Annotated in this window: 13 protein-coding genes, 2 tRNA genes and 1 riboswitch; of the genes, 3 read left to right on the plus strand and 12 right to left on the minus strand. The window is 60.4% G+C overall.

The genetic code is table 11. From position 1 onward, the window contains the following. Positions 1–223: hypothetical protein (locus ABWU19_RS03565; RefSeq protein WP_435900400.1), on the plus strand; the 223-nt coding region annotated here is incomplete at its 5' end. 115 nt (positions 224–338) lie between these two features. On the opposite strand, the gene ABWU19_RS03570 is transcribed toward ABWU19_RS03565, so the two are convergent. Both ABWU19_RS03570 and ABWU19_RS03575 read right to left on the minus strand, forming a co-directional pair. Beyond that, a tRNA-Leu gene (locus ABWU19_RS03570) sits at positions 339–423 on the minus strand. Between the two features lie 66 nt (positions 424–489). Then, positions 490–566, minus strand: a tRNA-His gene (locus tag ABWU19_RS03575). Between the two features lie 140 nt (positions 567–706). Between ABWU19_RS03575 and ABWU19_RS03580 the strand changes: the two genes are divergently transcribed. Both ABWU19_RS03580 and ABWU19_RS03585 read left to right on the plus strand, forming a co-directional pair. Further along, positions 707–1,312, plus strand: a complete 606-nt coding sequence (locus tag ABWU19_RS03580; RefSeq protein WP_435900401.1) for a TetR/AcrR family transcriptional regulator — start codon at positions 707–709, stop codon at positions 1,310–1,312. 53 nt (positions 1,313–1,365) lie between these two features. Further along, the gene (locus tag ABWU19_RS03585) at positions 1,366–2,052 is read left to right on the plus strand and encodes a Crp/Fnr family transcriptional regulator (protein ID WP_435900402.1); all 687 of its coding nucleotides are present in this window, start codon (positions 1,366–1,368) and stop codon (positions 2,050–2,052) included. Here the strand turns inward: ABWU19_RS03585 and ABWU19_RS03590 are convergent, their stop codons facing one another. From ABWU19_RS03590 to ABWU19_RS03635, 10 genes are all read right to left on the minus strand, one after another. After that, positions 2,053–2,505 carry a cytochrome P460 family protein gene (locus ABWU19_RS03590; protein WP_435900403.1) on the minus strand — a complete coding sequence of 151 codons (453 nt, stop codon included), beginning with the start codon at positions 2,503–2,505 and terminating at the stop codon, positions 2,053–2,055. Between the two features lie 431 nt (positions 2,506–2,936). Beyond that, positions 2,937–3,806, minus strand: coding sequence for an alpha/beta fold hydrolase (locus ABWU19_RS03595; RefSeq protein WP_435900404.1), 870 nt, complete (start codon positions 3,804–3,806; stop codon positions 2,937–2,939). 26 nt (positions 3,807–3,832) lie between these two features. Beyond that, positions 3,833–4,057 (minus strand): hypothetical protein, encoded by a 225-nt coding sequence (locus ABWU19_RS03600; protein ID WP_435900405.1) that lies wholly within the window; start codon positions 4,055–4,057, stop codon positions 3,833–3,835. 103 nt (positions 4,058–4,160) lie between these two features. Then, the gene (locus ABWU19_RS03605; protein WP_435900406.1) at positions 4,161–4,763 is read right to left on the minus strand and encodes a class II aldolase/adducin family protein; all 603 of its coding nucleotides are present in this window, start codon (positions 4,761–4,763) and stop codon (positions 4,161–4,163) included. 286 nt (positions 4,764–5,049) lie between these two features. Then, positions 5,050–9,627 carry a DNA-directed RNA polymerase subunit beta' gene (locus ABWU19_RS03610; RefSeq protein ID WP_435900444.1) on the minus strand — a complete coding sequence of 1,526 codons (4,578 nt, stop codon included), beginning with the start codon at positions 9,625–9,627 and terminating at the stop codon, positions 5,050–5,052. A 60-nt stretch (positions 9,628–9,687) separates the two neighbouring features. Continuing rightward, on the minus strand, positions 9,688–13,062 hold the full coding sequence (gene rpoB / locus ABWU19_RS03615; protein ID WP_435900407.1) for a DNA-directed RNA polymerase subunit beta: 3,375 nt from the start codon (positions 13,060–13,062) through the stop codon (positions 9,688–9,690). Positions 13,063–13,392: 330 nt separating this feature from the next. After that, entirely contained in the window at positions 13,393–14,670 is a 1,278-nt protein-coding gene (gene serS / locus ABWU19_RS03620; protein ID WP_435900408.1) for a serine--tRNA ligase, read from the minus strand. Positions 14,671–14,790: 120 nt separating this feature from the next. Continuing rightward, the gene (gene gatC, locus ABWU19_RS03625) at positions 14,791–15,078 is read right to left on the minus strand and encodes an Asp-tRNA(Asn)/Glu-tRNA(Gln) amidotransferase subunit GatC (RefSeq protein WP_435900409.1); all 288 of its coding nucleotides are present in this window, start codon (positions 15,076–15,078) and stop codon (positions 14,791–14,793) included. A 147-nt stretch (positions 15,079–15,225) separates the two neighbouring features. Next, positions 15,226–16,365 (minus strand): homoserine O-acetyltransferase MetX, encoded by a 1,140-nt coding sequence (gene metX, locus ABWU19_RS03630; protein WP_435900410.1) that lies wholly within the window; start codon positions 16,363–16,365, stop codon positions 15,226–15,228. Positions 16,366–16,412: 47 nt separating this feature from the next. Next, on the minus strand, positions 16,413–17,705 hold the full coding sequence (locus tag ABWU19_RS03635; protein WP_435900411.1) for an O-acetylhomoserine aminocarboxypropyltransferase/cysteine synthase family protein: 1,293 nt from the start codon (positions 17,703–17,705) through the stop codon (positions 16,413–16,415). Between the two features lie 283 nt (positions 17,706–17,988). Next, a riboswitch (SAM riboswitch) is annotated at positions 17,989–18,114 on the minus strand. Between the last annotated feature and the right edge of the window lie 157 nt (positions 18,115–18,271).

The following is an 18,271-nucleotide window of genomic DNA, read 5'->3' on the forward strand; positions in this document are numbered from 1 at the left end:
GCGCCTCCTGTTGGCGCAGTTTGGGGAAATGTGGCTGGTGGCTTTTCCGAATTGGGGTTTGATCAAACGCTACCTGAAGAACCCAAACGACTCATTAGCCTGGCCCATCCGGTTGGCGCTGGCCGCCCAGCCGCTGGTGCTACGCCCACCCGAACAGCGCCACCAGGAAGCTGCCATCGCTGCCCTGCAGGCCCTACTTCAAAAAAGCGAGAACTCCAGATAGCCAACTATCTGGGGGCTATCTTTTAGTTACCTGAAGATGTCCTCGAGTGCAGCAACGCAGCAGTTTGTGCATAGTTGCTCGAGCCAACAAAAAACCCGGCACAGCCGGGGTTATGTGGTGCGCGGAGGGGGACTTGAACCCCCACACCTTGCGGCACAAGATCCTAAGTCTTGCGTGTCTACCAGTTCCACCATCCGCGCACGGTAGAAGGGCTTGCGATTGGGGCCAGACTTTTTGTCCTGTGCCCCAATCATTTGCCCTGGTTTTGGGGTGAGCGATGGGACTTGAACCCACGACCCCCGGTTCCACAGACCGGTGCTCTAACCTGCTGAGCTACGCTCACCACGCCGCAACAGCAAAAGGTATTGTAGGCTTCGCTTAGGTTATCGTCAAGCCAGATACGATGTGGTTCACTGTACAGGCGGGCAAATGCGCCTGGCATTATTGACGCAGCCATGCTCAAATCCTATACTCTGCGCCAAGGTGTCAAACAACCGTTCGTTTGAAGAGGCCAAAGGAGAAAAGGTAAACCGCCGCGACGAAATTCTGGATGCAGCCGGTCAGCTTTTCAGCCGACAGGGGTTTCACGCCACCTCGATGCGGGATCTGGCTCGAGCCGTTAATTTGCAAGGTGGAAGCCTTTACGCCCATATCCAGTCGAAGGAAGAGGTGTTGTTTGAGCTGGTAAATCGGGCTGCGGATGAGTTTTTGAGCAATGCTGAAGCGATACCTTCCGATCTATCACCCAAAGAGCAGCTCGAGCGCCTTGTGCACGGACACCTCGAGGTAATCGTGCGCGAGCTGGATAATGCCACGGTCTTCTTTCACGAGTGGAAATTTCTGAACCCGGAGCTACAGCGCAAAATCACCGCCCGCCGGGATGCCTACGAGGCCCACTTTCGCCGGATTATCGAGGCGGGTGTTCAGCAGGGCCAGTTCCAGGTCGAGGATGTTCGGCTGGCGAGCCTGTTTATACTTTCGGCTCTGAACTGGACGTATCACTGGTACCGACCCGGCGGCAAGCTGACCCTCGAGTCCCTCTCGAGCCACTACTGCACGCTCATTTTCAAAACTTTAGGAGCTTCTTGAGCCCACACAAACCATACCCTAGCCCTGGCTGCCTCGGGTAAAATCGGGTTCAAATGCCCTATCTTCATCAGCCAGGCTTCCTAGAGGGCCTTAGCGATTACGAACGCGAAAGGCTTGCGCAGATTTGCCCACCCCGAATCTTCCAGCCCGGCGAGCTGCTGCACCGCATGGGCGACCCCTGTCAGAGTTTGATAATCTTGATTGAGGGCCAGGTAAAGCTGCTGAGGGTGGTTGCCGGAGGCCAGGAACGCATTGTTTATGTGGCCGGCAGCGGCGACCTGCTGGGCATTAACTTTTTGGATCAGGACGCGACCCATACCAGCAACGCGGTCTGCCTGAGCCGCGTGATGATCTGTCCGGTGGGAAAAAGCCAGGTCGAGCAGGTCTCGCGTGAGTTGCCCAATGTGCCACTGCGGCTGGCCCAGGTGCTGGCACAACGCGCGGCTTTGCTTGAGGGCCAGCTCGAGGTGGCTTCAGCTCCGGTGGCCTTCCGCCTGGGGCGTGCCCTAGCCTGGCTTGCACAGCGCTTTAGCACGCCCGATTTTTCGGCCTGGCGTGATTTACCCATAGAGCTCAAGCAAGAAGACCTGGCAGCCATGTGCGCAACCACTCGGGTTTCGGTTACCAATAGCCTGGGCGAGCTTAGAAACCTGGGGCTGGTGCAAGGTACCCGAGGTCGGTACCGGGTAAATCTAAAAGCCCTCGAGGGTTGGCTCGAGGGCTTTGGTGAAATGGCCTAGTTATCTGCGGCCCCAGGGTGTAAATACCAGGTCAGATGCACTGGCTTGGCGGTGGCAATCCACACACATGGCCGGGTTGGCCAGCGCTCCACCTTGGAGGGTGTCGCCTTTACGCTCGTAGGCTGCCCAGGCCCAGTCGCCAGCAGTGTTGCTGCGCTTTTGCATCACCCATACATTGGTAACCTGCAGGCTTTGGGGATCAACCCGCTCCTTAACGAAAATAGTGCCCTGGGCAAAGGGCAGGTTGTAGCTTCCATTCGCGCCCAGCAGCCGATCGGGGGCCAGGTTGACATACACATCTTTCCCCATGGGGTGTGCGCCAGACGTGTTGATCTTGTTCACATTGACCCGGGTCCAGCTCGCGTAAGCACGGATATTTTCCGCCAGGCTGGTCACCTGTCCCAAAACCACCCCAACAAGCAGCAATCCCACTAATGCCATCCACTTTTTCATAAGCTTCCTCCCAGGTTGAGCCTACGTCCTATCCCAGGGGGGCTGTGTATTGCGCATAACCTAAGCGCGTTTGTGTTCGTGAACATCGGGGGTGTTGTGCTTGGGCCAGCGAATGGGCCATGGCCCAGGAAGCCTGCTCGAGCTGTAGCGCTTTGGCTACCAGGCGATTGATTTGCGCCCCAGGAGCCTGTTCACCGACCTCGAGAGCCAGGCTACCTAGGTGGTGCCATAACCCCTACACCTCAGGGCCAGCGGGTGGGGTTCATATAAGCAAGTGTCTCCATAAGCGAAATGCAAGATGCCGTACCGAAAGTTCGCTTTAGGAATTGCGCCAGGTATGCATTGACCCATTCCGCTGGTTTTGCCAATCTGCCCTGGCGCAACTTAGTCCTTCTCCCAAGGGGTCTTTTGCAATTTCTCTGAAGAACGCCCTATTGCAGGTTTTGCAGAGCGTTTTGGAGCGCTTCTTCAAAGGCCTGGGGCTGGTCGATCCAGGCATAATGGCCTGCACCTTCAATCAGCTCGAGCTGGCCGCCAACCAGGTCGGCAATGGTCTGGGCTTCGGGGTAACTGCTGGCATCCAGGGCACCCAGCAAAACCGCAGTGGCCGCCTGCACCTCGAGCACAAAGGGGGTATAGTCTAGCCGCCAAAGCCCGTTGAGCACAAACATTCGCCCTGGGGTATCGGCCCCCACCACGGTTGATCCCTCGGCTATCCATTCGTATTCCATGCGGCTGTGCGGGCTGGGAAACAGCAGACGATCAAAAGCTGCTTTTGGCTCTACCGTAGCAAAAGCCTCCTGCAGCAGCCGGGTTCCGTCTTCGGGAATCTCTAGGTCTGCGTTTTCGTCCATGCCCCTCAGTGCCAGCGAGGCCCGGTATAGCTGGCGGGCCAGCCAGGGAAAGTTGGTCCAGGGGTTGATGAGCACCAGCTGCTCGGTGGTGTCGGGCGAGCGGCGGGCATAATCCAGGGCCAACAGCCCACCAAACCCATGCCCCAGCAGTGTCCAGGAATTAAGCCCCAGGTGGTCGCGCAGGTGGAAAAGGTCGCTCACCAGCGCATCAATGGTAAAAAGTCCGGGTTCTTCTGGAAGGGCTGGGCTGCGCCCACCACCGCGCTGATCCAGGTAAATCACCCTGAAGCCCTCCAGGTACTCCTCCAGGCCCTCCCGCAGGGTATAGCTGCTACCCCCCGGCCCGCCGTGGAGCACCACGATGGCCGGTGCATCAGGTGGGCCGGTGTCCTCGAGGTAGACCTCTACCCCATCGTCAACTGCAATCAAATCGATTTCTTCACGCATACCTTACCTGACAGATCCGCCACCGGCTAAGAGACGGTATCCCGTCTCCCCTCCTCGAGCAGCTCAAAACTCCAGCTACGATAACCCTCGAGCCTCAGGGCAGCAGCCTCCATCTCGGGGCCAAAAGCCCAGACCTCGAGCAGGAAAAGGGCCTGTTCGGGACGGTGCAGCAGCCGGTAGGGGTGTGGATACCGCCGGGCCAGGGCCCGCAGGGGCTCTGGGTACTTGCCTTCCACAAATAGCACCTTCATCGGCCTTCAGTCTACCCTTTCGTTTAATGTCGCACTCTTCTCCGACGTGGCCTCCCAGCCGAGAGGCAACTTCGAGGCGTTTTCGCCAGCCCGGTTGAGCTGCTTAGGTATGGGGAGCTCCACCCCCGCCACGCCACAGGCGCTCCAAAAACAGCACCTCACAAGCTTCCTCCAGGCTGGTCATGAGCGAGTAGGCCTGCAGCAGCGCTTTTTCCGGAAGGTTCAAGCTGCTCTTAACAAAGGCCCCGTGGCCGCGCACCACGCAAGCAGGGTGATGCTGTAGCACCCTGGCTACAGCATCAGCGGCTTCCTGGGTGGCCGAGAGGGTTGTGGGAGCCACCACCGGAATCTGGTCAAAGTAATAGCGGCCCTCGAGGTCAATGGGCACGATGGCCTCGAGGTGAAACGACAGCGCAATGGCGTGGCGGGGGTGGGCGTGTACCACCGCTGTGGCGTCGGTTTGTTGGTATATGGCCCGGTGAATCACCCGCTCAACCGAGGCCCCCTGGTCCCGCTTTGGGTCGGGCAAAAGCGGCAGAAACATCACATCCTCGGGGGTCAGGTGGGCCTTCTGCACACCCGAGCGGGTAATCCAGAGCCCTTCCCCCTCCCGCACCGAGTAGTTGCCCGAGGTGGCCGAGGCCAGCCCAGCAGCAAACAAATCAGCGCCAACTTGCTGAAAGGCAAGATAAAGCTTGGCTTTCATGAGCTATCTGCCCCTAGCAGCCCGGAAGTCTGCCAATCCTTAGGTTCTTATACCAGACTCGATTCATCTGTTTCCAGTCAGAAAAAAACCGGCGAGCGCAGAGCCTGCCCCAAACAATCGGCACCCGGGCCTCTTTTTGAAGATTGTCTGTGTGAAGCCGGTATTAGGGTGCTCTTCATCCTCACCAACATTACTACCCGGAAAGTGGCCTGTTGGCGTCCTCGAGGGCACATTAGGCCATGGGCTGCAAGCACAAAGCCTACAGCCCATAGGGAGGCGTTCTGCTTCAGGCTTCGCGTGCGGGCTGCTCGGGGCGCACACCCGGACGGCGCGTGCCAATAGGGGCCTGCTCGGCTTCGCGGCGGGCCTCCTCGAGCCGCTTGAGGGTCTTTTGGTCAACCACCTGGGTATCGCGCACAAAGTCGGAGCCGGTGCCGGCGGGAATCAGCTTGCCCAGAATCACGTTTTCCTTCAGGCCAATCAGCTCGTCGAGCTTGCCAGCAATGGCGGCTTCGGTCAGCACATGGGTGGTGTGCTGGAAGCTGGCCGCCGAGAGCCAGCTCTTGGTCGAGAGGGCGCTCTTGGTTACGCCCATCAGCATGGGCTTCCAGCTGGCCGGGGTCTTGCCTTCGGCCATCAGGGCTTCGTTGGCCGACTCCACGTCCCACTTCTCGATGACCTGGCCCTCGAGGTAGCGGCTATCGCCAGAGTCGGTGATCTCCACATACTTGAGCATCTGCCGCACGATGGTCTCGATGTGCTTGTCGTGCAGCTTCACACCCTGGGCGCGGTAGACGCGCTGGATTTCGTCGGTCAGGTAGCGCTCCACCGCCTCGGGGCCTTTGGCCTCGAGGAGCTGGTGGGGGTCAATGGCCCCACGGGTCAGGGGCTGGCCCGCTTCTACCGTTTCGCCTTCCTTGACGGTCAGGCGGGCATCCTTGGGCACCTTGTACTCTTTGGAGAAGCCCTCGCTGGACACGTAGATGATGACCTTGTCCTCGAGCTCCTCGATATGCACCACCCCGTCTATCTCGGCAATAACTGCCTTCACTTTGGGACGGCGGGCCTCGAACAGCTCGATCACGCGGGGCAGACCCTGGGTGATGTCGGTACCGGTAGCCACACCGCCGGTGTGGAAGGTACGCATGGTGAGCTGAGTGCCGGGCTCACCGATGGACTCAGCAGCAACCACGCCTACGCTCTCGCCGATCGAGACCAGCTTGGCCGCCGACAGGTCCCAGCCGTAGCACTGCTGGCAGACCCCATAACGGGTGCGGCAGGTGAGGGGCGAACGCACCGGCACCTCCTCAATCAGGCGCTCTTCCGCCGCTTTGACGATGAGGTTGACGTCCTCCAGGCTAAGCTGATGTCCTTCGGAAAACACCTTGCCCTTGACCTCGATTTCGCGGGCTACCGTACGGCCATACAGGCCCGACTCGATGTCGCTCTTCTTGCGCAGGCGCTTGTTGCGGAAAGCCTCGTCGAACTGCAACAGGGGAACCGAGATGTAGTCGGGCGTGCCGCAGTCTGCTTCGCGCACGATCACCTCGTGGGCCACATCGTGCAGCTTGCGGGTCAGGTAGCCCGAGTCGGCGGTGCGCAGCGCCGTATCGGCCCCACCCTTACGGGCCCCGTGGGTGGAGATGAAGTATTCCAGCACCGTCAGGCCCTCGCGGAACGAGGCCTTTACCGGAACCGGGTAGGTCTCACCGGAAGGCTTGGCCATCAGGCCGCGCATCCCGGAGATCTGACGAATCTGCTGGGGGTTACCACGGGCCCCCGACTGGCTCATCACATACAGCGGGTTGAAGGGATAGTTTTCCTCGAAGTTCTTAAAAACCGCGCTGGTAACCTTTTCGGTGGTCTGGCTCCAGAGCTGCAAAATCTGCTGGAAACGCTCTTCTTCGGTCATCAGACCCAGTTCGAAGGCCTGCTCGATCTGGGCCAGTTTGGCGTCGGCTTCCTGCAGGTACTGCTTCTTTTCGGCTGGAATTACCGCATCGTCAATGCCAATGGTAATGCCCGAGGTGGTGGAGAGCACGAAGCCATAGTATTTGAGGGCGTCCAGGAGCTTGGCGGTTTTTTCCACGCCCAGCACCAAAAAGCTCTTGTAGACCAGGTCTTTGAGGGAGTTCTTTTCCTGGGCCACCTCGAGGTTCACAAGTTCCTGGGCTTTTTCCTGGTCCTCGATGGCCTCGCTCACAATCCGCAAGAACAGCATCCGGCCCGGCGAGGTCTCGATGAGCTTATCGCCCAGGCGCACCGTCACCACGTCCTGGTGGTCCACCACGCCGCTCTGCACGGCCAGCAGGGCTTCGTCCACGCTGCTGAAGACGAACTTCAGGCGGCCCACGCTGGTTTCCTTGCCCGCCACCCTGATTTTGGCGTTGAGGGCAACCCGGCCTTCGTCGTAGGCCTGGAGGGCCTCCTCGATGCTGGCAAACTCCAGACCCTGGCCCTTCTTCTCGCGCCGCAGCTGGGTGATGTAATAAAGCCCCAGAATAATGTCGCGGGCAGGCTTGGCCACCGGCTCACCCGAAGCGGGCGAGAGGATGTTGTGCGAGGAGAGCATCTGGATACGGGCCTCGGCCTGGGCAAAGCTGGACAGCGGCACGTGCACGGCCATCTGGTCGCCGTCGAAGTCGGCGTTGAAGGCCTCGCAGACCAGCGGGTGCAGCTGGATGCTCTGACCCTCCACCAGCACCGGCTGGAAGGCCTGGATACCCAGGCGGTGCAGGGTGGGGGCGCGGTTCAGGAGCACCACCTTGCCATGGATGACCTCTTCCAGGGCATCCCAGACCTCGTCTTTGATGTCGCGGGAGCGCTCCAGCATCTTGCGGGCGCTCTTGACGTTGTTGGCGATGCCCTTTTCCTCCATTTTCTTGAGCAGGAAGGGCTTGAAGAGCTCGAGGGCCATCCGCTTGGGCAGACCGCACTGGTGCAGTTTGAGCTGCGGCCCCACCACAATTACCGAACGGCCCGAGTAGTCCACGCGCTTGCCCAGCAGGTTCTGGCGGAAGCGGCCCTGCTTGCCCGAGAGGATGTCGGTGAGGGAGCGCAGGGCCCGGTCGGAGCCGGGGTTGGTGACCGGGGTGCCCCGACGACCGTTGTCCAGCAGGGCGTCCACAGCTTCCTGCAGCATCCGCTTCTCGTTGCGGATGATCATCTCGGGGGCGCCCTGCGAAAGCAGCTTGCGCAGACGGTTGTTGCGGTTGATCAGGCGGCGGTAGAGGTCGTTGAGGTCGGAGGTGGCAAAACGCCCACCGTCCACCTGCACCATCGGGCGCAGATCGGGTGGCAGCACCGGCACAGCCTCGAGCACCATCCACTCGGGGCGGTTGCCGGAGTCGCGGAACGAGCGCACCACCTCCAGGCGCTTCCTCGCCTTGGCCCTTCTGGCCCGGCTGGGGTGCTTCATCTCCTCCACCAGTTCGGCCTCGAGCACACCCAGGTCGATTTCCTTGAGCAGTTCCTGGATGGCCTGGGCCCCCATCTTGGCGTCAATGTCGTAGGACTCAATGACCCGCACCGCCATGCGGATAAAGTCCACTTCCACCCGGCCATAGATGTCCGAGGTTACCTTGCCGCCGTCGGCCAGGGCGTCGCCGGGTGAGACCCGGTCGCCGTTGGTCACCTCTACGTCGTCCTCGAAGGGGTAGAGCCTGGCCTTCATCACCACAATGGAGGCGGGTTCGTGCAGGTGCACCACCCCATCGGCCTCGGCATAAACCTCTTCCTCCGGCTCGATGGCCCCCACCAGCTTGTCGCCCTTGCGCACCTGGGTGCCTTCACCCGCCAGCACGTGCATGTGCGGCTGGAGGGGATAGTCCACCACGCGGGGGCGCTCGAGGGTGAAGCTGAGGTGTACTTCTTTTTTGGAGGTCTCGGCCACCAGCTTTTCGACTTGCAAGCCTTTGGGCATGCGTAGCTGCCCTTTGCCCTGGGCCAGCACATCGCCATTCCCCACCAGCTCCCCCTGCCCCACCTTGAGGTGCATGCCGGCAGGAATGAGGTAAATCGCATTCACCACACTGGTGTCCGGATCCAGGATTTTTACCAGGGCCCCGTCGCCAATCTCCTCAACGCCCACCACGCCAGCGTCTTCGCTGATGATCTGGTAGGAGGCCTCGAGCTCAGCCAGCGGCTCGCCGGGCTTGTAGCTGTCCTGTTCAATCCAGGCGGCTTTAGGCAGGGTCAGGCTGGCCCGTTCCTTATCGGCATACTCTACCCGGATGCGCCGGGGAAAGCGGAAGAGCACCAGCCCATCCATTTTGCTCACCACGCCGGGGGCCAGCTCCTGGCCTTTTTTGACTTCGTCGCCATCTTTGACGAAGGTCTCCACGCCTGCCGGAATGGGATAGGTCTCCTGCCGACCAAACCGCAGCTCGCGGTACTCGTCGTCGGTGAGCAGCTGGCGCTTCTGCACCGGCACGCCGCCCAGCATGGCCCCTTTGGGGTCAATGGTGATGTATTTGGCAAAATACAGAACCTGCTCGAGCTCCTGCGCCGAAAGGTCGAGCAGGGTACCAATCTTGCTGGGCACGTCCTTGACGTACCAGATGTGGGCCACCGGGGTTGCGAGTTCTACGTGCCCCATGCGGTAGCGCCGCACGATGCTCTTGGTGACCTCGACCCCGCAGCGCTCACAAACCTTGCCCTCGAAACGCTGCCGCTTGTACTTGCCGCAGGCGCACTCGTAGTCTTTTTGCGGCCCAAAGATGCGCTCGTCAAAAAGCCCGTCGCGCTCGGGTTTCAGGGTGCGGTAGTTGATGGTCTCGGGTTTTTCGACCTCCCCATAGCTCCAGCTGCGGATTTTATCGGGAGAGGCCAGACCGATTCTTACCTTACGCACTTCACGTTTGATCATTTTTTCCCTCTTGGATAGCCAATGGCCCATCAATAGGGCCATCGGCTTTCACTGCTTTTAGCGTTTAGAAGCCAATCCCTCGAAGATGTCCAGGTTGCGCGCGTTTTCGTCGTAGGTCTCCACGTCGAGCCCCAGCGACTGCAGTTCCTTTACCAGCACCCTGAAGCTCTCCGGCACACTGGCCTCGGGCACGTCTTCGCCTTTGACCACCGCTTCGTAGGCGGCATTGCGGCCCTCGATGTCGTCGGACTTAATGGTGAGGATTTCCTGCAAGGTGTGGGCCGCGCCGTAGGCCTCGAGGGCCCACACTTCCATCTCGCCGAAGCGCTGGCCGCCGAACTGGGCCTTACCACCCAGGGGCTGCTGGGTGATGAGCGAGTAAGGGCCAGTAGAACGGGCATGCATCTTGTCCTCGACCATGTGGTACAGCTTCATGATGTACATCACACCAACCACAATGGGGGCTTCGATGGGCTCGCCGGTGCGGCCATCGTAGAGCACGCTCTTGCCCTGCTGGGCCACCTCACGCAGCTGCTCGACCAGGCTGGCCTCTCCGTTGACCAGGCCCAGCTTGGCCGCTCGAGCCAGCACCTCGCGCTCACGGTTGTCGATACCGAATCCGGCAGCGGTGCGGGCCTCCCACTTCTTGTCGAAGGCTTTGCCCAGCATTTCCTTGATCTCTTCCTCGCTGATGCCGTCGAACACGGGGGTAATAAACTTAATGCCCAGTTCATACCCCGCCAGACCCAGGTGGGTTTCCAGTATCTGGCCCAGGTTCATACGGCTAGGCACGCCCAGCGGGTTGAGCACGATGTCCACCGGGGTGCCATCGGGCATGTGGGGCATGTCTTCGGGCGGCAATATTTTAGAGACCACGCCCTTGTTGCCGTGGCGGTTAGCCAGCTTGTCGCCCACCTGCAGCTTGCGCTTCTGGGCCACATAAACCCGCACCACCTCCCGCACGCCCGGCTTGAGCTCTACACCGGGATCGCCACGGCGCAGGCGCAGGGTACGCACCACAATGCCCCCTTCGCCGGGCGGCACCCTGAGGGAAGTGTCCTTCACGTCGCGGGCTTTTTCACCGAAGATGCTGCGCAAAAGCCGCTCTTCGGGGGTGGGCTCGGTCTCGCCTTTAAAGCTGGTACGGCCTACCAGGATATCGCCGGCCTTGACCTCCGCCCCGATTCGTACCACGCCGTCCTCGTCGAGGTCGCGCAGGGCGGCTTCGGAAAGGTTGGGGATGTCGCGGGTTACCCGTTCGGGGCCCAGTTTGGTATCGCGGGCCTCGATCTCGTAGCGCTCGATGTGCACCGAGGTGTAGAAGTCGCGGCGCAGCAGATCCTCGGAGATAACAATCGCGTCTTCGTAGTTATAGCCATCAAATGGCATGATGGCCAGCAGGATGTTTTGACCCAGGGCCAGGTGACCCTCTTCCGAGGCCGGGCCATCGGCCAGGAGATCGCCCTTACGAACCTTCTGGCCCTTAGAAACTCGAGGGCGCTGGTCGAGGGCAGTCCCCTGGTTGGAACGGGTGAAGCGGCGCAGGTTGAACTCGTACAGCCCCTTGTCTTCGCCCCTGATCAAAATTCTGGAACCATCCACATACTCCACCACCCCGTCCACGTGGGAGTACAGGGAGGTGAGCGAGTCACGCACCACCCGCTCTTCCACCCCGGTCATCACCACCGGGCTCTGCGCGCGCAGCAGCGGCACCGCCTGGGCCTGCATGTTAGAACCCATCAGGGCGCGGTTGGCGTCGTCGTGCTCGAGGAAGGGAATCAGGTTGGTGTTCACCGAGAAAACCTGCTTGGGTGAAACGTCCATGTACTCCACTTCTTCCGGGCGCATCACAATGGGCTCGCCCTTCTTGCGCACCACCACTTGCTGGGTATCGAAGTGGCCGTCGGGCTTGAGCGGGGTGTTGGCCTGGGCAATAGCGTAGCGGTCCTCTTCGGTAGCGGTCATGAAGTCGACCTGCTCGGTTACCCGTCCGTTGACCACCTTGCGGTAAGGGGTGAGGATGAAGCCTAGGTCATTGATGCGACCAAAGGAAGCCAGCGAGGAGATCAGGCCGATGTTGGCGCCTTCAGGTGTCTCGATGGGGCAGATACGCCCGTAGTGGGTGCGGTGCACGTCGCGGACATCGAAGCCTGCACGCTCACGGGTCAGACCGCCCGGCCCCAGTGCGGAGATACGGCGCTTGTGGCGCAGCTCCGAGAGCGGGTTGGTCTGATCTTTGAACTGGCTGAGCTGGCTGCGGCCAAAGAACTCGCGGATGGCCGCTACCAGGGGGCGATTGTTCACTAGCTTGGCCGGGGTGGCCGATTCGGGTGTACCCAGAAGCATACGCTCGCGCACGCCTCGAGCCAGCCGGGAAAGCCCCACCCTAAACTGGTCGGCCAGCAGTTCACCCACGGTGCGGATGCGGCGGTTGCCCAGATGGTCAATGTCGTCGGCCTCGTAGCCGGGCTCGCCGCTTTGCAGGGCAAACAGGTATTTGAGCACCGACAGCAGGGCTTCGTCTTTGAACTCGCCGTTCTCAAACCTAATTAGCATTCGTCCCGAAAGCTGAATGCCCAGTTTTTGCTGGGCTTTGTATCTCCCAGCCTCGCCCAGGTCATAGCGGCGGGGGTCGGACAACAGCGAGTACAGGTAGGTAACGGCTTTATCGCGTTTGGGCGGGTCGCCGGGCCGAAGCTCGGTAAACAGCTTTAACAGGGCCTCGTCCACGCCCATCTCGAGGGCCTTGGTTCCGCGGAACTGGGCTTCCAACAGGCCCGGCAGCAGGTCTGGGTAGCTTTCCAGTTCTTTGCTCAGGGTTTCGGCGGTAAAGCCCAGCACCCGCAGAAGAAGGGCCAGCGGGAACTTCTTCTTGTTGACCTTCATCACCACCACGCCGGACTGCTCGAACTCCAGGTCGATCCAGGGGCCGCGCTTGGGCAGCGGGATGACCGAGGCCACAAACCTGCCCGGGCGCGCCTGGTCTGCGGTGAAGTAAACACCGGGTGAACGGTGAATCTGAGAAACAATCACCCGGTCGGCGCCGTTCACAATAAACGAGCCGTCTTGGGTCATGAGGGGGAGGTCGCCCAGGAAAACCTCGTCTTCCTTGAGCAGGCCGGTGTCTTTGTGCACCAGCAGCAGCTTGGCGTACAGCGGCGCCTGGTAGGTCAGGTCTTTTTCCCGGCATTCGTCCTGGTCAAAGGGCGGCTCACCCAGACGGTACTCGAGAAAATCCAGTACCAGCCCCCGCCCCTTCTCGCCCTCCTCAATGGGAAAGGTCTCTTTGAAGGCAGCTTGCAGACCGACGTTCTCCCGCTGAGAGGGGGGCACGTTGGCCTGTAAGGCTTTGGTAAAGGAGTCTACCTGGATCTCGGTGAGGGGTGGAAGGGGGATAATTTCTTTAATTTTGCCGAACCGCTCTATCTTCATCAAAACACCTCATAACCCGTACGCTCTTATCTGCCCGCACTGGTGCAGAAACGGCTTGCCTGGGGTCGTTTGGGGGTTTTCGTAAGCTAACAGGGTTCTTCCGCAGGCGAAAATTCCCTGCGGCGGCTGGCTCTTACGCTTTTTGTGGGGCACACCTGGGGTGCAGGCCACAAAACACAAACGCCAGTGTACCACACCTACACGTGAAGGCACAATATGCACCCCGAATCTTCAAGCTGCTAGAGGCGAGTGTAACACAGAATGAGATTTTTGAGGAGTAGCCGGGCCCTCCGTCACAACCGGGCTGCGACCCCCAAAGCAAGAGGGGTTTTAGGGCAGGGGCGTGGGCTCGAGCTTTTCTTTTCCGAAGTAGGGCTGCACTGCCCTGGGAACGTTGACGGTTCCATCCTCGTTCTGGTGGTTTTCCAGAAGCATCACCAGAATTCTGGGCGTGGCCAAAGCGGTGTTGTTAAGGGTATAGGCGTAGCGTACCTTGCCGTGCTCATCGCGGTAGCGCAGGTTGGCCCGCCGGGCCTGCCAGTCGAGCAGGGCCGAGCAGGAGTGGGTTTCGCGGTAGCGGTTCTCGCTGGGAACCCAGGTCTCGAGGTCTACCTGGCGGTACTTGCCCAAACCCATGTCGCCGGTGGACACCTCGATCACGCGGTAGGGCAGCTCGAGGGCCTGTAAAATGCCCTCGGAAATAGAGAGCATGGTCTCGAACCAGCGGTTCGACTCTTCCAGATCGGCTTTGCACAACACGTACTGCTCTACTTTATTGAACTGATGAACGCGCATCAGGCCCCGCACGTCCTTTCCCGCCGAGCCGGCCTCGCTACGAAAGCAGGGCGAAAGCGCACAGTAGGTTTTGGGCAGTTCACCTTCAGAAAGGATCTCTCCAGCGTGCAGGTAGTTTAGCAACACTTCGGCAGTCCCCGCGAGGTAGGCGTCCTGCCCGTCTACCGAGTAGACCTGGTCGCGGGCAGCCGGAAACTGGCCATGGGCATAGAGGGCCTCTTCCTTGGTGAGGCTGGGTACGCTCATGGGGGTAAAACCAGCCCGGATCATCTGATCCAGGGCAAAGTGCAGCAGGGCTTGCTCGTAGAGCATCAGGTCACCCTTGAGGATGTAAGAGCGAGAGCCCGAGACCTTCGCGGCCCGCTCAAAATCACCCCAGCCGTTTTTTTCAATCAATGCCACGTGGTCCAGGGGTTCAAATAGAAATATACGCGGGTTGCCATGCACACGGGTTTCCAGGTTGAATGAGTCGTCCGGGCCAACCGGCGCACCCTCCCAGGGAATGGTGGGGGTAAGGTAGAGCAGGTTCTTGAGCCGGGCCTCGAGGGCACGTAGTTGAGGCTCGAGCTCGGCCAGTTGTCGGCCAATCTCCTTGCCTTTTTCAATCATGCCCGCGCGTTCTTCCGGCCTGGCCCGGGCCGCAGCTTTGGCGTTGGCGTTGCGTTCAGCCTGGAGGTGCTCGGTTTTTCGCTTTAGCTCCTGCACCTGCTTGTCCAGGGCCAGCAACTCGTCCAGGTCGAGGTTGGCGCCTTTTTTTTCAATGGCCTGGCGGACGATCTGGGGGTTCTCGCGAATGAATTTGATGTCTAGCATAAAAAGTCCAGGGTACTGCGGAGGTCTTTGGCTTTCAGTCTGGTTTTAGCGCCGCATCCGAGCTCGAGGTGCTTTCTGCGTGAGCCCGCGCGGTGTTCAGGCCCTTTGGGATCGCATTAGCTATTCGATGACCCTGGGCACTTTGAACTGCCCCTCGAGCTGCTCAATGGCTACCGAGAGGGCTTCCTGCTGCGAAAGCGATGGGCCAACCTGGTCGGCCCGCAGGCGGTTGGTGATCTCTACCGGTCGGGCCATCTCGGGAAGCCCCTGGGTATCAAGCTCGCTCAGCTTCTCAAAAAAACCCACAATCGAGCGCAGTTCGCCCTCGAGCCGGGTCTCTTCTTCGGGCGTGAGTGCAAGCCTTGAAAGCCTGCCCAGATTTTTCACCAGCTCAGGCGTAATCTCCATAGCTGTCATTCTAATACCAGATTCGCCCGGTTCGTTAGCAAAGGCGAGCAGAGGGGGCTAATAAAAAATGTCTTTGCTTTGTTCTTTTTGCTGAGGCCCCCGCTGTGTGGCTGCTCGCCCGGTGAAGGCATCGAAGCGGCCTGGCCCCTACAGGAAATCCCCCAGAATACGCTCAACCTGGTCGGTCTCAATCAGAAAGGCATCGTGGCCATGCGGGCTGTGAATCTCGCGGTACATGGCGCCGCTCAAAGCAGCCATTTCACGAACCTCCTGGGCGGTGTACAGCACGTCGGTGTTGATGCCGACAAACAAGCTGGGGATGCCCTTTAGGCGGTTTAGTGCGGCCTCGAGGCCTCCGCGCCCACGGCCCACATCGTGGGTATCCATGGCCTCCGAGAGGGTAAGGTAGGCGTTGGCGTCGAAGCGTTTGGCAAATTTTTCTCCCTGGTACAGCACATAACTCTCGCCCCGCTCAGGGTGCTGTTGCCAGCGCAGGCGGAAGGAGTCGGGTGAGCGGAAGGAAAGCATCGCGATGGCCCGGCCCAGTTGAAGCCCCAGGGGCTGTTCGGTGTAGTAGCCACCCCGATAGCCGGGGTCGGCCAGCACCGCTTCGCGCGAGAGTCGGTTAAAAGCCCGGGCCCAGGGGCTATGCACTGCGGGTGCGGCCAGCACCACCATCTTATGCACCCGGTGTGGGTACAGCAGGGCGAACTCCAGCGCTACCATCCCGCCCAGGCTGCCCCCCAGCAAGGTCACCTTTTCGATGCCCAGGAAGTCCAGGAGCTTGGCCTGGGCTCGAGCCAGGTCACGCACGGTGAGCTTGGGAAATTCCGGCCCATAGGGCCGGCCTGTGGCCGGGTTGAGCGAAAGGGGGCCGGTAGAGCCATAGCAACTGCCAATGTGGTTGGCACAAATGACAAAATACTTCTCCGTATCCAGCATCCGGCCCGGCCCGGCCAGCGCGTCCCACCAGCCGTCCGGCCCGAAGGCCTGGTCGAGCCTGGGCAGGCTGCTGAGGGTTTCTTTGCTATAGGTTCCGGCCAGGTGTGCAGAGCCCGTCCAGGCGTGGAAAACCAGCACCGCGTTGCTGCGCTCGAGGTTGAGCTGACCATAGGTTTCGTAGCGCATGCGCAGCTCGGGCAAGGTACCGCCGTACTCGAGGTGAAACCCACCCGCTACCAGGGCCTGGGCCGGTACCGGAGGCGGTACCCGGCCCCGGCTCTTGGGGGGCTTGATGAGCAGGGCCTCGTGATCGCCCCAGGCCTCTTGAATCAGCAGATCGGTCATTTCTGGTTATCCCCGGTTGTGAATTGCCAAGCCTAAGGCTATGCGCCTCAGGCCCCAACCTTTGCACGGAGGGCCTGCTTGATGTCGGCTTTGATGTCGTCAATGGCTTCCAGGCCCACGCTGATTCGTACCAGTTCGGGGTTTACTCCGGCTTGGACTTGTTCCTCTGGCGATAGCTGGGAGTGCGTGGTAGAGGCCGGGTGGATGGCAAGGGTGCGGGTATCCCCGACGTTGGCCAGGTGCGAGACCAGCTCGAGGCTGTTAATAAAGCGCTTGGCTGCTTCGAAGCCTCCCTTGAGGCCAAAGGTGAGCACCGAGCCGGGTTTGCCTTTGAAGTACTTTTGCGCCTTGGCGTGGCTGGGGTGGTCGTCCAGGCCAGGGTAATTGACCCAGGCCACCTCGTCCTGTTCGCGCAGCCAGTGGGCCAGGGCCAGGGTGTTTTCTACGTGCCGCTCGGAGCGCAGTGAGAGGGTCTCGAGGCCCAGCAGCAGCAAGAAGGCCTCGAAGGGCCCCAGGCACTGCCCCTGGTCACGCAGGCCATCGATGCGGGCCTTGATAATAAAGGCCAGGTTTCCCAGGGCTTTGTGGAGCTCGAGGCCGTGGTAGCCAGGCTGCGGCTCGGTGATGAGCGGATACCGCCCGTTGCCCCAGTCGAAATTGCCTCCGTCTACAATAAGCCCCGCAATGGCGGCGCCATGCCCCCCGATCCACTTGGTTGCGGAGTGGGTCACGATGTTGGCGCCCCACTCCAGCGGGCGGAAGAGGTAGCCCCCGTGCCCAAAGGTGTTGTCCACAATAAGGGCAATACCCCGCTCCTGGGCAGCCTGGGCGATTAGCTCGAAGTCGGGGATATTCAGGGCTGGGTTGCCCAGTGACTCCAGGTACCAGAAGCGGGTTTTTTCGTCGGTCAGGCGGATAAAGTCCTCTACGCTTTCGGCGCTGTCGGTAAAGCGGCTTTCGATGCCCAGCCGCGGTAGCGTAACTTTGAACTGGTTGATGCTGCCGCCGTACAGGTTGGGGGTAGAAACAAAGTTGTCGCCAGCCTGGGCAATGTTGGTAATGGCCAGAAATTGCGCCGCATGGCCCGAGCTGGTAGCCAGGGCAGCCACACCGCCCTCGAGGGCAGCAATGCGCTTTTCCAGCACATCGGTGGTGGGATTCATGATGCGGGTGTAGATGTTGCCAAACTCCTGCAGCCCAAAGAGCCGGGCGGCGTGGTCGGCGTCCTTGAACTGGTACGAGGTTGTGGCGTAGATGGGCACCTGGCGGGCGCCGGTGGTGGGGTCGGGGCTATAACCAGCATGCAGTTGAAGGGTCTCGAAGCGGTGTTTTTGTGACATGTGCATCTCCTACCGTCTATCCCGAAAGGGATCGTCCGCTTGGTGAACATCCGCTTTAGCGGTCTGTCCCAAAGGGGATCGTCCGCCCGGTGAACAGCCGCGCCAGCGGTCTGTCCCAAAGGGGATCGTCCGCGTGGGATTTGGGGCGCTGTTGGTAGGAGTTTTGCTATAGCAAAACCCCCTACCAGACGTTCTTTTATGGCTGGAAGGGGGTACGGCTTGCGCATTCCCTTCTCTTATCTTTCCCAACCGCCAAGCTATGCCTAGCTTCGAACGTCGTGTGCCTACAACGTTCAGCGGATGGGCCGGAATTAGCACCGTGCAAAAAGCTTTCTGGTAATGAGCAGAAGCTTTTTGTGGGTTGCTGCGACTTCACAGGGCCGAATCCCTCCGTCGCTCTCGATAAAAGAACTTTTGATTGTGGCCGCGCCCCAGCGCGGATAAAAGTGAGTGTAGTTAGAAGGTATGGTTATGTCAAGCCCAGTGCAAACCAGGCCCAGAGGGAATCATCCTGCTGGTGAACAGCGGCTTCAGCCGTCTGTCCCGAAGGGGATCGTCCACCGGTG

The sequence above is a fragment of the Meiothermus cerbereus genome (assembly GCF_051297115.1).
Lineage (GTDB): Bacteria > Deinococcota > Deinococci > Deinococcales > Thermaceae > Meiothermus > Meiothermus cerbereus_A.

Excerpts from the sequence above, each read along its gene's own strand:
- ABWU19_RS03585 (WP_435900402.1), top strand. The coding sequence starts at position 1,366 with ATGCCCTATCTTCATCAGCCAGGCTTCCTAGAGGGCCTTAGCGATTAC.
- serS (WP_435900408.1), bottom strand. The coding sequence starts at position 14,670 with ATGCTAGACATCAAATTCATTCGCGAGAACCCCCAGATCGTCCGCCAG.
- gatC (WP_435900409.1), bottom strand. The coding sequence starts at position 15,078 with ATGGAGATTACGCCTGAGCTGGTGAAAAATCTGGGCAGGCTTTCAAGG.
- ABWU19_RS03595 (WP_435900404.1), bottom strand. The coding sequence starts at position 3,806 with ATGCGTGAAGAAATCGATTTGATTGCAGTTGACGATGGGGTAGAGGTC.
- ABWU19_RS03600 (WP_435900405.1), bottom strand. The coding sequence starts at position 4,057 with ATGAAGGTGCTATTTGTGGAAGGCAAGTACCCAGAGCCCCTGCGGGCC.
- ABWU19_RS03590 (WP_435900403.1), bottom strand. The coding sequence starts at position 2,505 with ATGAAAAAGTGGATGGCATTAGTGGGATTGCTGCTTGTTGGGGTGGTT.
- ABWU19_RS03605 (WP_435900406.1), bottom strand. The coding sequence starts at position 4,763 with ATGAAAGCCAAGCTTTATCTTGCCTTTCAGCAAGTTGGCGCTGATTTG.
- ABWU19_RS03635 (WP_435900411.1), bottom strand. The coding sequence starts at position 17,705 with ATGTCACAAAAACACCGCTTCGAGACCCTTCAACTGCATGCTGGTTAT.
- metX (WP_435900410.1), bottom strand. The coding sequence starts at position 16,365 with ATGACCGATCTGCTGATTCAAGAGGCCTGGGGCGATCACGAGGCCCTG.
- rpoB (WP_435900407.1), bottom strand. The coding sequence starts at position 13,062 with ATGAAGATAGAGCGGTTCGGCAAAATTAAAGAAATTATCCCCCTTCCA.